General features: G+C 63.7%; 10 protein-coding genes. All 10 read left to right on the forward strand.

What is annotated here, in order from left to right:
* The first annotated feature begins 584 nt into the window (after nucleotides 1-584).
* The 10 genes from AC0Z2B_RS02805 (at nucleotide 585) to AC0Z2B_RS02850 (ending at nucleotide 14,695) form a co-directional block, all read left to right on the forward strand.
* Nucleotides 585-1,901: a nucleotide sugar dehydrogenase gene (locus AC0Z2B_RS02805; RefSeq protein ID WP_476295036.1), complete on the forward strand. Its 1,317-nt coding sequence runs from the start codon at nucleotides 585-587 to the stop codon at nucleotides 1,899-1,901.
* A gap of 78 nt (nucleotides 1,902-1,979) precedes the next feature.
* A complete protein-coding gene (gene alg8 / locus AC0Z2B_RS02810; protein ID WP_416422614.1) occupies nucleotides 1,980-3,461 on the forward strand; it encodes a mannuronan synthase in 1,482 nt (493 codons plus the stop codon).
* A 35-nt stretch (nucleotides 3,462-3,496) separates the two neighbouring features.
* On the forward strand, nucleotides 3,497-4,663 hold the full coding sequence (locus tag AC0Z2B_RS02815) for a PilZ domain-containing protein (protein WP_416422613.1): 1,167 nt from the start codon (nucleotides 3,497-3,499) through the stop codon (nucleotides 4,661-4,663).
* Nucleotides 4,664-4,684: 21 nt separating this feature from the next.
* Entirely contained in the window at nucleotides 4,685-6,103 is a 1,419-nt protein-coding gene (gene algK, locus AC0Z2B_RS02820; protein WP_476295038.1) for an alginate biosynthesis TPR repeat lipoprotein AlgK, read from the forward strand.
* Nucleotides 6,100-7,578: an alginate export family protein gene (locus tag AC0Z2B_RS02825; RefSeq protein WP_476295040.1), complete on the forward strand. Its 1,479-nt coding sequence runs from the start codon at nucleotides 6,100-6,102 to the stop codon at nucleotides 7,576-7,578. Before algK ends, AC0Z2B_RS02825 begins: the two co-directional genes overlap by 4 nt.
* A gap of 26 nt (nucleotides 7,579-7,604) precedes the next feature.
* Entirely contained in the window at nucleotides 7,605-9,197 is a 1,593-nt protein-coding gene (gene algG / locus AC0Z2B_RS02830) for a mannuronan 5-epimerase AlgG (protein WP_416422610.1), read from the forward strand.
* A gap of 11 nt (nucleotides 9,198-9,208) precedes the next feature.
* Nucleotides 9,209-10,660: an alginate O-acetyltransferase gene (locus tag AC0Z2B_RS02835; protein ID WP_416422609.1), complete on the forward strand. Its 1,452-nt coding sequence runs from the start codon at nucleotides 9,209-9,211 to the stop codon at nucleotides 10,658-10,660.
* Between the two features lie 8 nt (nucleotides 10,661-10,668).
* Nucleotides 10,669-11,796: a mannuronate-specific alginate lyase gene (locus AC0Z2B_RS02840; protein WP_476295042.1), complete on the forward strand. Its 1,128-nt coding sequence runs from the start codon at nucleotides 10,669-10,671 to the stop codon at nucleotides 11,794-11,796.
* Between the two features lie 188 nt (nucleotides 11,797-11,984).
* The gene (locus AC0Z2B_RS02845; protein WP_416422607.1) at nucleotides 11,985-13,535 is read left to right on the forward strand and encodes an MBOAT family O-acyltransferase; all 1,551 of its coding nucleotides are present in this window, start codon (nucleotides 11,985-11,987) and stop codon (nucleotides 13,533-13,535) included.
* Between the two features lie 11 nt (nucleotides 13,536-13,546).
* Nucleotides 13,547-14,695 carry an alginate O-acetyltransferase gene (locus AC0Z2B_RS02850; protein WP_476295043.1) on the forward strand — a complete coding sequence of 383 codons (1,149 nt, stop codon included), beginning with the start codon at nucleotides 13,547-13,549 and terminating at the stop codon, nucleotides 14,693-14,695.
* The last annotated feature ends 25 nt before the right edge of the window (nucleotides 14,696-14,720 follow it).

Consider the following 14,720-nt stretch of genomic DNA (forward strand, 5'->3'; position numbering starts at 1 on the left):
ATCAGAATGAGAGCATTTGTAACCATGAATTTCTTGAAGATTTTGTCATCCGAGCGGAATGACATCAGGAACTAATTTCAAATCCAATAGCTCATACCACCCGTAACGATTCTCGAGCGCTATGTGAGAGATGACCTACAGCGAAACAGGGAACGATTCGAGCCTTATCGTTCGAACAACTTGCAAACAACGGTCATGGCTATGACCGGAAGTTGATCTCAGGAGAGAACGCACCAAAAGTAATCTTTGACATGGCCACGCCAGAGCCCCGTTTACCGAGCTCCTGCAAAGCGTCTTAGTGCTTGATTTCATTGGCGGATAGCCAAGACAGCGGTCAGCACTGCAAGCTGGGAAGTCGTCTTTGTAATACAGGCTGGCTACACACTAGGGCACAAGCCCACGACACGGCCACGTGCTGCGCTACTTGAGTGCATTATTGCGCACTCACTTTTAAATATATGCCTGCAAGCGGGAGCATGACAGTCAATTGTCACACTTCCGAGTGCGCGAATACTGCTGGTTAATTAAACCCGGTCTGGCTCTTACTTGTTTGAGTCGGCGCGATAACACATGAGGTGAATGCGATGCGTATCAGCATCTTCGGTTTGGGTTATGTCGGTGCAGTCTGTGCCGGTTGCCTGTCTGCACGCGGTCACGACGTGGTTGGCGTGGATATTTCCAAGGCCAAGATTGACCTTATCAACAACGGTAAATCGCCTATTGTCGAACCGGGTCTGGAAGAGTTGTTGGCACAGGGAATTCAAAGTGGCCGCCTGCGTGGCACCACCGACTTCTCCGAAGCCATTCGTGACACGGATCTGTCGATGCTGTGCGTCGGCACGCCGAGCAAGAAGAACGGCGACCTGGAACTGAACTACATCGAGTCGGTGTGCCGTGAAATCGGTTTCGTACTGCGCGACAAGACCACCCGCCACACCATCGTGGTGCGCAGCACCGTGCTGCCGGGCACCGTCAAGAACGTGGTGATCCCGATCCTCGAAGACTGCTCGGGCAAGAAAGCCGGCGTCGACTTCGGCGTGGCCGTGAACCCCGAGTTCCTGCGTGAATCCACCGCCATCAAGGACTACGACCACCCACCGATGACCGTCATCGGCGAGTTCGACGCCGCCTCCGGTGATGCCCTGCAATCGCTGTACGAAGAACTCGACGCGCCGATCATCCGCAAGGACATCGAAGTGGCCGAGATGATCAAGTACACCTGCAACGTGTGGCACGCCACCAAGGTCACCTTCGCCAACGAAATCGGCAACATTGCCAAGGCAGTGGGCGTCGATGGCCGCGAAGTGATGGACGTGGTCTGCCAGGACAAGGCCCTGAACCTGTCGCAGTACTACATGCGCCCAGGCTTCGCCTTCGGCGGCTCGTGCCTGCCCAAGGACGTACGCGCCCTGACCTACCGCGCCAGCTCCCTGGACGTGGACGCGCCACTGCTCAACTCGCTGATGCGCAGCAACGTGTCCCAGGTGCAAAACGCCTTCGACATCATCTCCAGCCACGACAAGCGCAAGGTCGCCCTGCTGGGCCTGAGCTTCAAGGCTGGCACCGACGACCTGCGCGAAAGCCCGCTGGTAGAGCTGGCCGAGATGCTGATCGGCAAGGGCTTCGACCTGAAGATCTACGACAGCAACGTCGAGTACGCCCGTGTCCACGGCGCGAACAAGGACTACATCGAGTCGAAGATCCCCCACGTGTCGTCGCTGCTGGACTCGGACTTCGAGGGCGTCATCGACAACTCCGACGTGATCATCCTGGGCAACCGCGACGAGAAATTCCGTGCGCTGGTGCAATCGGTGCCACACGGCAAGCAGGTCATCGACCTGGTGGGCTTCATGCCAAACACCACCTGCCCGGAAGCCCGCACTGAAGGCATCTGCTGGTAAGGCCCAAGGGCCTGCCGGTTCGCCGGCAGGCCCGCTCCCCTACCCCGCAATGACCGACAATCGATACGGACGCAGATCATGCACAGGCTAAAACACGGTCTACTCCAGGCCGCCGGATGGTTGTTCTACCTGACATTGCTGATGGCACTCGCCCTGGCGTTGCCAACCACTCTTTTCGACTCACAGTCGAAAGACTTCATTTTCCTGATTGGCGCCGTGGGTATCTGGCGCTATTCGATGGGCGCCACGCACTTCGTGCGCGGCATGCTGTTCCTGTACGTGGTGTACCCGCACCTGCGCCGCAAGGTCCGCAAGTTGGGCGCCGCGGCCGACCCCAGCCATGTGTTCCTGATGGTCACCAGTTTCCGCATCGACGCGCTGACCACCGCCCAGGTGTACAGCTCGGTGATCCGCGAAGCCATCAACTGCGGCTACCCCACCACCGTGGTGTGCTCGCTGGTGGAAATGTCCGATGAACTGCTGGTCAAGGCGCTGTGGGCCAAGATGGCTCCCCCTGACCGCGTCTCCCTGGACTTCGTGCGCATCGCCGGCACCGGCAAGCGCGACGGCCTGGCCTTCGGCTTCCGCGCCATCTCCCGCCACCTGCCCGACGACAACGCGGTCGTGGCGGTGATCGACGGCGACACCGTGCTGGCCGACGGCTGCGTGCGCAAGACCGTGCCCTGGTTCAAGCTCTACGACAACGTCGGCGGCCTGACCACCAACGAGTTCTGCGAAGTGCGCGGTGGCTACATCATGAGCGAGTGGCACAAGCTGCGCTTCGCCCAGCGCCACATCAACATGTGCTCCATGGCCCTGTCCAAGCGCGTGCTGACCATGACCGGGCGCATGTCGGTGTTCCGCGCCACCGTGGTCACCAACCCCGAGTTCATCGCCGACGTGGAAAGCGACTCCCTGGAGCATTGGCGCCTGGGCCGCTTCAAGTTCCTCACCGGTGACGACAAGTCCAGCTGGTTCAGCCTGATGCGCCTGGGCTATGACACCTTCTACGTGCCCGATGCCGCGATCAACACCGTGGAGCACCCGCCCGAGAAGAGCTTCCTGAAGGCCAGCCGCAAGCTGATGTACCGCTGGTACGGCAACAACCTGCGCCAGAACTCCCGCGCGCTGGGCCTGGGCGTACGCCGCCTGGGGGTGTTCACCAGCATCGTGCTGTTCGACCAGCGTGTGTCCATGTGGACCAGCCTGCTGGGCCTGACCGCGGCCATCATCGCCACGCTCAAGTTCAACATCGCGTTCCTGCTGGGTTACCTGCTGTGGATCGGCATCACCCGTTTGATCCTGACCATCATGCTGATGTGCTCGGGCCACTCGGTAGGGCCTGCCTATCCGGTGATCCTGTATTACAACCAGATCGTCGGCGCGATCATGAAGATCTACGTGTTCTTCCGCCTCGACAAGCAGTCCTGGACCCGCCAGCCCACCGTGCTCAAACGCGATCTCGCGAGCTTTCAACAATGGTTCAACACCTGGTCTTCACGGACCATGACGTTCTCGGCCGCCAGCATCTTCGTGGCTGTGCTGTTCGTGATGGTGTGAACCGGACACTAATGGATTAACCAGGAATTACCGCCATGAATAACGCCGTGAACGTGAATGTCGTGCATGAGTCCGAAGCCCAGCGCCAGCACGCCCGGGTCAAGCTGCCCGCCAAGTTGCGCTACCAGGGGCCCAACCGGGAAAACATCGAGGTGCGCATCGAGGACCTGTCGGCCGGTGGCCTGGCCTTCCACGCGCCCAAGCCGCTGAAGGAAGGTGAGGTACACCGCGGGCGCCTGATGTTCGTCATCGACACCCTGGGCCTGGGCATGGACATCGAGTTCCAGGTGCGCTCGTTCAACGACAGCACCGGCCGCGTCGGCTGCCAGTTCCAGAACCTGGAGCAGCAGGACATCGCCACCATGCGCCACCTGATCACCTCGCACCTGAGCGGCGAGATCATCAGCGTCGGCGACGTGCTGGGCACCCTGCAGCGCGACAATTTCACCAAGGCGCGCAAGGACAAGAAGCTGGGCGGTGGCCAGTCGGCGTTCGCCCGTTTGAAAGCCGTGACCTTCAGCGCCGGCGTGTTCGTGGTGGGCCTGGCGGCCTTCGGCTTCGTGCTGAAATCGGTGTACGGCCTGTACTTCGTGACCCACGCCCAGGCGGGCCTGGTCGCCGCGCCATCGATGAACATCACCATGCCCCGCGACGGCACCGTGCAGAGCCTGGTGGGCGCCGACGGCGTGGCACCCAAGGGCGCACCGCTGGCCAGCTTCAGCACCAGCATGCTCGACGTGTTGAAAGGCAATCTGGACCCCGACCAACTGCAACCGGACAAGATCACCGAACTGTTCGGCAAGCAGATGACCGGCACCCTGACCTCGCCGTGTGACTGCACCGTGGGCCAGCAACTGGTTGCCGACGGCCAGTACGCCAGCAAGGGCGACGTGATCTTCACCCTGGTACCGCGCAACACCACCGCCAACGTCGAGGCGCGCTTCGCCTACCGCCAGTTCGGCGACGTGACCCCGGGTACCGCGGTGAACTTCCAGGTGGCCGGCGACAGCACCGTGCGCCAGGGCAAGATCATCAACGCCACCAGCATCAACCCGCTGGACCTGTCCTCGGACCTGCGCGTGCAGATCCAGCCCGACGAGCCACTGAACAGCAACCTCACCGGCCGCGCCGTGGACGTCAGCAGCGACCGTGGTCCGTCGCTGAACTGGCTGATGGACAAAGCCATGGCCGCCGGCCAGTAAGTGGGATCGAGGAGAACACCTGTGGCTAGCACTCTAAGAATATTGCCAGGATCTGCACTGCTGGGCCTGGCCGTGGCCATCGGCCTGGCCGGTTGCAGCGGCCTGCCGGACCAACGCCTGGCCAACGAAGCCTTGAAGCGTGGCGACACCGCGCTGGCCCAGCAGAATTATCAGCAACTGGCAGACCTGGGCTACACCGAAGCCCAGGTCGGCCTGGCCGATATCCAGGTGGGCACCCGCGACCCCGAGCAACTGCGCCAGGCCGAGGCGACCTACCGCGCCGCGGCCGACACCTCGCCACGGGCCCAGGCACGCCTGGGCCGGTTGCTGGCCCTCAAGCCGCACCCCACCGAGGCGGAACAACGCGAAGCCGAAGGCCTGCTGAAGAAAGCCTTTGCCAACGGCGAGGGCAACACCCTGACGCCGCTGGCCATGCTCTACCTGCAATACCCCAACACCTTCCCGGGCGTGAACGCCCAGGCAAAGATCAACGAATGGCAGGCCGCCGGCTACGCCGAAGCCAACCTGGCCCAGGTGCTGGTGTACCGCATCCAGGGCACCTACGACCAGCACCTGGACGACGTCGAGAACCTGTGCCGCAAGGCCCTGACCGTGGCCGACGTGTGCTACGTGGAACTGGCCACCGTGTACCAGAAACGCCAGCAGAGCGACCGTCAGCAGGCGTTGCTGGCCCAGCTGCAGGCCGCCTACGCCCGCGGCGCCGTGCCGGCCATGCGCGTGGACGCCGTGGCCCGCGTGCTGGGTGACGCCACCCTGGGCCAGACCGACGAGAAGACCGCCCAGGCCATGCTGGAAAAGATCGCCCCGGTGTACCCCGCCTCGTGGGTCAGCCTGGCGCAACTGCTCTACGACTTCCCGGAACTGGGCGACGTCGACAAGATGATGGAATACCTGGACAAGGGCCGCAACGCCGACCAGCCGCGCGCCGAGCTGCTGCTGGGCAAGGTGTACTACGAAGGCAAGCTGGTGATCCCGGACGCGAAGAAGGCCGAGCAGCACCTCAAGGCCGCCGCCCCTACCCAGATCAGCGCCCACTACTACCTGGGCCAGATCTACCGCCGTGGCTACCTGGGCGAGCCCGAGCCGCAGAAGGCCGTGGACAACCTGCTGATGGCCGCCCGCGGTGGCCAGGCCAGCGCCGATTTCGCCCTGGCACAGCTGTATTCGGGCGGCCGTGGCACCCAGCCCAACCCGGTGTACGCCTATATGTTCGTGCAACTGGCCAAGGCCCAGCCCGAACCGGCGCAGCCGGTGCTGGACCTGGCCACCCAGCTGGAAACCACCCTGACACCCGACCAACGCGCCCAGGCCCAGCAACTGCTGCAACAGGAGCAGCACGTGCGCGGTGCCATGAACCAGAACAGCAGCATTGCCCTGCAGACGCTGGAAGACGAAGACGCTGAGGACAAATCGCTATGAAACTGAACCAATGGATGAAAGCCGGCATTGGCCTGGGTTTCGCCGCGCTCTGGTCCTGCCCGACACTGGCGGCACTGACCGCTGACCAGAACTTCGGCATCGAAGTCAAAGGCACGCTGCAGTCCGAGGACGACCGCGACCTGGGCACCCGCTCCGGCGGCGACGTCAACGGCCTGGGCCTGGACCTGCGCCCCTGGGCGTACGGCCAATGGGGCGACTGGAGCGCCTACGCCATGGGCCAGTTGGTGACCGCCACCGACACCATCCAGACCGACACCCTGCAAGAGTCCGACGTAACCAGCGACAGCACCGCCAAGGGCCGCGAGCAGAAAAAAAACTACCTGGCCATGCGTGAATTCTGGGTCGGCTACAGCGGCTTCACGCCCTACCCCGGCGAGATCCTCAAGTTCGGCCGCCAGCGCCTGCGCAACGACGACGGCGAATGGAAAGACACCAACATCGAGGCCCTGAACTGGGACTTCGACACCACCTTGCTGCGCGCCCACGCCGGCGTCGCCGAGCGGTTCAGCGAATACCGCACCGACCTCACCGAACTGGCCGCCACCGACAAGGACGTGCTGCACGCCTACGGCGACGTCTCGTACCAGTGGACCCCGGGCCAGTGGATTGGCCTGCGCGCCCACCACACCCATGACAGCGGCAGCCTGCCCAGCACCGGCCAGGCCATCGACGATTCGGACAAGAGCAGCACCGGCGACCTGACCTGGCTGGGCCTTGAAGCCGACAGCGACGCCTACAACCACGACAACCTGAACAACATCAACTACTGGGGCAGCCTGACGTTCATGTCCGGCAACCGCGACAGCATTGGCAGCAACGTGGTCGACGGCCAGACCGTGGCCGGCGACAAGACCAGTGGCCACGTCAACGGCTGGGCCACCGACCTGGGCCTGCGCGTGCACCTGACGCCCGAGTGGCAAGTGGGCGGCGCCTATTCGCGTGCCAGCCGCGACTACGAACAGAACGGCCTGCAAAGCAACCGCTCGACCTGGACCGGCACCCGTGCCCGCGTGGCGCGCTTCGGCGAGGCCTACCAGGCCGAGATGGCCAACGTGCAAAGCGCCTCGCTGTTCGCCAGCTGGCAGCTGCGCGACGAATACGACGCCAGCCTGATCTACCACAAGTTCTGGCGCGTGGACGGCAACCAGGGCATCGGCACCAGCACCCTGGACGCGGTGAACACCACCACCGACCCGGAAAACCCGACCGACATCACCTCCATCAGCTCGCTGCCGCTGGCTGACGGTGACAAGGACCTGGGCCAGGAGATGGACCTGGTGGTCAGCAAGTACTTCAAGCAAGGCCTGCTGCCTGCCGCCCTGAGCCAGTCCATCGACGAGCCTTCGGCCCTGGTGCGCCTGCGCGCGGGTGTGTTCAAGCCCGGCTCGGCCTATGGCAATCAAGTGGACAGCTACATGCACCGCGCCTTTATCGACGTGATCTGGCGCTTCTGATGCGACCGCGAAGGGAGTGCGAGGAAATGATGAATTCAGACAGATTGCCATGGCCCAGGGCCTTGCTGGCCACCGCCCTGCTGCTGGCCAGCGGCGCGGCCCTGGCTGCCGCGCCGGCGGCCCACCCGGCGCCGCCCCTGGGCGATGACGAGGCCAAGACCCTGCAGCAGGCCAAGACCTACACCATCACCACCGCGGCCCCCGAGTCGCTGGAGCTGGCCGCGCCGAAACTGCCCGACCTCAGCGGCTACACCGCCAAGGCCGTGGCCGCCAAGATTGACCGCCGCAAGGCCGGCAAGATCGTGGTCAAGCGCATGCTGCAGGAAGACGTGCTCAAGGAATTCATCGGCGGCGACAACAAGATGGCCGAGTGGGTGAACCGCCAGCACGGCATTCCCCAGGCCATCTTCGTCGAGGACGGCTACGTCAACCTCACCGAGCTGGTGCGCAAGCTGCCCAAGCAGTACATCCGCGAGACCGCCCCGGGCGTGTACCTGGCGCGCCTGCCAATCGTGGTCGGGCACAACGCAACCTTCGAGATCGACAAGCAGACCAAGGAACTGCGCCTGTCCCAGGAAGGCGGTGCGTTCATCGTCAACGACGGCAAGCTGTTCATCCGTGACACCCGCGTGCTGGGCTGGCGCGAGGCCGACAACGGCCCGTCGACCTTCCGCGACCCCAAGGATTTCCGCCCGTTCCTGCTGTCCTGGGGCGGCACCGAGACCTACATGGTCAACACCGTGATGGCGAGCATGGGCTACAACCAGTCCAAGTCGTACGGGGTGAGCATCTCGCAGTACACGCCGAACATGAGCGAGCAGATGGGCCGTGCCCAGCCCACCGGCTGGATCATCGGCAGCACCTTCTCGGACATGTGGTACGGCTTCTACTGCTATGAGACCACCGACTTCGTGGTGAAGAGCAACACCTACCGCGACAACGTCATCTACGGCATCGACCCGCACGACCGCTCCCACGGCCTGATCATCGCCGACAACACGGTGTACGGGACCAAGAAGAAGCACGGCATCATCGTTTCCCGCGAGGTGAACGACAGCTTCATCATCAACAACCGCAGCTACGACAACCATCTGTCCGGCGTGGTGATCGACCGTAACAGCGTGGGCAACCTGGTGGCCTACAACAAGATCTACAAGAACCACACCGACGGCATCACCCTGTACGAAAGCGCCGACAACCTGCTGTGGGGCAACATGCTGCTGGGCAACAAGCGCCACGGCATTCGCGTGCGCAACAGCACCAACATCCGCCTCTACGAGAACAAAGCCCTGGGCAACGGCCTGACCGGCGTGTACGGGCACATCAAGGACCTGAGCAACACCGACCGCAACATCAAGCTCGACCCGTTCGACGCCCAGGTCTCGCTGATCCTGGTGGGTGGCGAGCTGGCCGGCAACGGCACCGGGCCGCTGTCCATCGACTCGCCGCTGTCGCTTGAAATGTACCGCGTGTCGATGCTTGCCCCGACCAAATCCAGCGGCATCAGCTTCACCGGCATCCTGGGCGACCGCCAGGCCGAAATCATGGACCTGATGGTTCGCCAACAAAAAGCCGTGCTGATCGACCCTGTCGAACGCCAGACCGAAATGCAGGACTGAGGATGAATTTCATGCACCCCACCTTGATCAAGCTGCTCAGCCTGTCCGGCCTGGCCGCCGCCATGATGGCCGCGTCCAACGGCGCCAGCGCCCAGGACTTCGCCGCGCCCAAGTACCAGGCAGCGCCGTGCTGCAGCCTGTGCCCGGCCGCCCATGATGCGAAGAACTACGTCACCCGCTACCAGCAGAACTTCACCACCCTGGTACAGGCCCAGGGCGACTGGCTGTTCCGTACCCAGGAAGACCTGCGCACCGAATTCGACACCACGCCCGAGGGCTACCGCCGCCTGCAACAGCTGCACGACGCCTTCAAGAGCAAGGGCGTGGAGCTGGTGGTGGTGTACCAGCCCACCCGTGGCCTGGTGGACCGCAACAAGCTGTTCCCCGCCGACCGCGACAAGTTCCAGTACGACAAGGCGCTGCAGAACTACCAGGCCATGCTCAAGCGCTTCGCCAGCATGGGCTTCAACGTGCCGGACCTGTCGCCGCTGACCAACGAGCAGCAGGCCCACGACTTCTACTTCCGCGGTGACCAGCACTGGACCCCGTACGGCGCCCAGCGCACCGCCAAGATCGTTGCCGAGACCGTGAAGAAAATGCCGGCCTTCGCCGACATTCCCAAGCGCGAGTTCGAGACCCACCTGTCCGGCCGCATGGGCAAGACCGGCACCCTGCACAACATGGCCGGCCAGCTGTGCGGCACCAGCTACGCCATCCAGTACATGGACCAGTTCACCACCGAGCCCAAGGGCGAGGCCGCCGACGGCGACCTGTTCGGCGACGCCGGCACCCCGCAGATCACCCTGGTGGGCACCAGCCACAGCGGCAAGAACTACAACTTCTCGGGCTTCCTGGAGCAGGACATCGGCGCCGACATCCTCAACGTCGCCTTCCCCGGCGGCGGCCTGGAAGGCTCGATGCTGCAGTACCTGGGCAGCGACGACTTCCAGAAGCACCCGCCGAAAATCCTCATCTGGGAGTTCTCGCCGCTGTACCGCCTGGACCAGGAGACCATCTACCGGCAGATGATGTCGCTGCTGGACAACGGCTGCGACGGCAAGACCGCCGAGCTGTCGGCCAGCACCACGCTCAAGACCGGCAAGAACGAATTGCTGATCAACGGCCGCAACGGCATCAAGGACCTGCACAACGGCAACCACCAGATCGACATCAAGTTCGCCGACACCTCGGTCAAGACCCTGCACGCCACCCTGTGGTACCTGAACGGGCGGCATGAGGACCTGAAGATCGAAAAACCGACCACATCGGAAACCGACGGGCGCTTTGCCTTCGAGTTGCGCAACGACGAGGACTGGGCTTCGCAGAACCTGCTGGCCCTGGAAGTGGAAGGCCCCGAGGCCGGCCAACCTGCCCAGAAAGTCGAAGCCACCGTGTGCAAGCGCAACGTCTTCCCTGGCGTTCAGCAATCGCCGAAACAACAGAACGCCCAAGCCGGACTGTGAGGTTACCCATGAACCGCACCAACGCACTACGCCACCTGCTCGCCCCTACCCTGCTGGGCCTGGCCATCTTCGCCGGCCACGCCCAGGCCGCCGCGCCCCTGCACCCGCCGCAGGGTTACCTGGCCGCCGTGGACAAGTTCAAGACCAGCCCGAACGACCAGGGTTGCCCGGCCATGCCGCAGCCCTACACCCAGAGCCTGCAGTTCCGCAGCAAGTACGAAGGTTCGGACAAGACCCGTTCGACCTTCAACGCCACCTCTGACAAAGCCTTCCGCGATGCCACCAAGGACATCACCAGCATGGAGCGCGGCATCAGCAAGCAGGTGATGGTGTACATGCGCGACGGCAACCCGGCGCAACTGGATTGCGCGCTGAACTGGATGGTGACGTGGGCCCAGGCCGACGCGCTGATGTCCAAGGACTTCAACCACACCGGCAAGTCCATGCGCAAATGGGCGTTGGGCAGCATGGCCTCGGCGTATGTGCGGCTGAAGTTCTCCGACTCGCACCCGCTGGCCACCCACCAGCAGCAGACCCAGGTGATCGAGGCCTGGTTCGGGCGCCTGGCCGACCAGGTGGTGAGCGACTGGAACAACCTGCCGCTGGACCACACCAACAACCACTCGTACTGGGCCGCCTGGTCGGTGATGGCCGCATCCGTGGCCCTGGACCGCCGCGACCTGTTCGACTGGTCGGTGAAGGAATACAAGATCGGCGCCAGCCAGGTCGACGCCGATGGCTTCCTGCCCAACGAGCTCAAGCGCCAGCAGCGTGCCCTGGCCTACCACAACTACGCCCTGCCGCCGCTGGCCATGATCGCCAGCTTCGCCCAGGCCAACGGCGTGGACCTGCGCCAGGAAAACAACGGTGCCCTGAAACGCCTGGGCGACAAGGTGCTGGCCGGGGTGAAAGACCCGGACATCTTCGAGGCCAAGAACGGCAAGGACCAGGACATGACCGACCTCAAGGTGGACAGCAAATTCGCCTGGCTGGAGCCCTGGTGCAGCCTCTACAGCTGCCCGTCCGACGCGCTTGAACGCAAGCACGAAGGCCAGCCGTTCAAGACCTTCCGCCTGGGCGGCGACCTGACCAAGGTCTACGACCCCGAGCACGAAAAAGGCAACAAAGGCTCCTAGACCTGTAGCCGCTGCCGAAGGCTGCGCTGGCCCTGAACCTCACTGGAGATCTTCAGGGTTCACACCGGCCAGCGCAGCCTGGCGGCAGCGGCTACGAGATGGCGTAGAGGTGATTTACCCCCTGGAATAAATGGGGGGTTTGGGGGGGCTTTGGCCCTTGTGTATGGATCAAACAAGGAGAGATCGGGATGGTTTTCTCATCTAACGTGTTCCTGTTCCTGTTCTTGCCGGTCTTTCTCGGCTTGTACTACCTGTGCGGCAATCGTTACCGCAACCTGCTGTTGCTGGTCGCCAGCTACGTGTTCTACGCCTGGTGGCGGGTGGACTTCCTGGCGCTGTTCGCCGCGGTCACCCTGTGGAACTACTGGATCGGCCTGCGCGTAGGCGCCGCCGGCGTGCGCACCAAACCCGCACAGCGCTGGCTGCTGCTGGGCGTGGCCGTGGACCTGTGCGTGCTGGGCTACTTCAAGTACGCCAACTTCGGCGTGGAGAGCATCAACGCCATCATCAGCTCGTTCGGCATGCAGCCGTTCATCCTCACGCACGTGCTGTTGCCTATCGGCATCTCGTTCTACATCTTCGAATCGATCAGCTACATCATCGACGTGTACCGCGGCGACACCCCGGCCACGCGCAACCTGATCGACTTCGCCGCCTTCGTGGCCATCTTCCCGCACCTGATCGCCGGGCCGGTGCTGCGTTTCGCCGACCTGGTGGACCAGTTCAACAACCGCACCCACACCCTCGACAAGTTCAGCGAGGGCGCCACGCGGTTCATGCAGGGCTTCATCAAGAAGGTGTTCATCGCCGACACCCTGGCCACCGTCTCCGACCATTGCTTCGCCCTGGCCGCACCGACCACCGGCGACGCCTGGCTGGGCGCCCTGGCCTACACCGCGCAGCTGTACTTCGACTTCTCCGGCTACAGCGACATGGCCATCGGCCTGGGCCTGATGATGGGCTTCCGCTTCATGGAAAACTTCAAGCAGCCCTACATCAGCCAGTCGATCACCGAGTTCTGGCGCCGCTGGCACATCAGCCTGTCGACCTGGCTGCGCGACTACCTGTACATCACCCTGGGCGGCAACCGCAAAGGCACCCTGGCCACCTACCGCAACCTGTTCCTGACCATGCTGCTGGGCGGCCTGTGGCACGGCGCCAACTTCACCTACATCATCTGGGGCGCCTGGCACGGCGCGTGGCTGGCCATCGAGCGCCTGCTGGGCATCAACACCACGCCACGGGCGCTGAACCCGATTCGCTGGGCGCTGACCTTCCTGCTGGTGATCATGGGCTGGGTGATCTTCCGCGCCGAGAACCTGCACGTGGCCTACCGCATGTACGGCGCCATGTTCAGCTTCGGCGACTGGCACCTGTCCGAGCTCAACGCCGCCAGCCTCACCGGCCTGCAAGTGGCGACCCTGGTGATCGCCTACATCACCCTGGCGTTCTTCGGCCTGCGTGACCTGTACACCAACCAGCCCAAGCCAAAAGCCAAGGCCCCGGTTGCCGAAGCCAACGGCCCGGCCACCGCGCAACCTGGCCTGTACCGCGCCACCCCGGGCGACAACCCGGCCGCGCTGGCGGCCCACGCCCACGGCCACCAGGTGCAAGCCTCGTACTGGACCGTGGACTGGAGCCGCTACCTGATGCGCACGCTGGTGCTGGTGCTGTTCCTGGCCTCGATCCTGAAGCTGTCGGCGCAAAGTTTCTCGCCGTTCCTCTACTTCCAGTTCTGAGCGAGCCGACCATGACCCGATCATTACGCATCCTCTACATCCTGCTGTTCCTGGCCGTGCTGCTGGGCCTGGGCATCTGGTCGCTGTGGAGCTTCGCCAGCTTCAACCGCACCCAACAGATGACCGTGCTCAACGGCAAGTTCACCAAGGCGGTGGAAACCCACTACGACGACCAGTTCCCGATCAAGCGCCTGGGCACCAACCTGTGGGCGGCGGTGGACTTCAAGCTGTTCCACGAAGGCCGCCCCGGCGTGGTGCTGGGCCGCGACCAATGGCTGTACAGCGACGAGGAATTCGACCCCGTCGCCAACGGCGCCCAGGTGGAAGCGGACAACTTTGCCCTGATCAAGGGCGTGCAGGCCCAGCTCAAGCAGCACGGCGTGCAGCTGGTGCTGGCCATCGTCCCGGCCAAGGCGCGCCTGTACCCCGAGCACATCGGCGCCACCGCCCCGGCCGCGCTGCACCAGGACCTGTATCAGCAGTTCCACGCCCAGGCTGCGGCCGCCGGCATCTTCGCCCCCGACCTGCTGGCCCCGCTGCAGCAGGCCAAGGCCCATGGCCAGGTGTTCCTGCGCACCGACACCCACTGGACGCCCATGGGCGCCGACGTGGTCGCCCACAACCTGGGCACCGCCATCAGCGCGCACATGCCGCTCAGCGGCCAGCCGCAGACCTTCGTCACTGCCAGCGACAGCAGCAAGCCCTACAAGGGCGACCTGACCAACTTCCTGCCCTTGGACCCGCTGTTCAGCAACCTGCTGCCCAAACCGGATGAGCTGGCCCAGCGCACTACCACCCAGGCAGGCGAGCAGGCCGACAGCGGCGACGCGCTGTTTGGCGGGAGCGAAATCCCGGTGGCCCTGGTGGGCACCAGCTACAGCGCCAACCCGCACTGGAACTTCCTGGGCGCGCTGAAGCAGTCGCTCAACAGCGACGTCGTCAACTACGCCGAAGACGGCCATGGCCCGATTCTGCCGATGCTCAAGTACCTGCAAACCGACGCCTTCAAGAACAGCCCGCCCCAGGTGCTGATCTGGGAGTTCCCGGAACGTTATCTGCCAATGAAGAACGACCTCGGCGACTTCGACCCGAACTGGATCGCCGAGCTGAAAAAAGACCCGAATACCAACCAGAACCTGGCTGTGGGCCAATCCAACTGAGCCGTTGAAAAGCTCGAACCTTACA

The organism is Pseudomonas sp. GYB4201, from assembly GCF_056312595.1.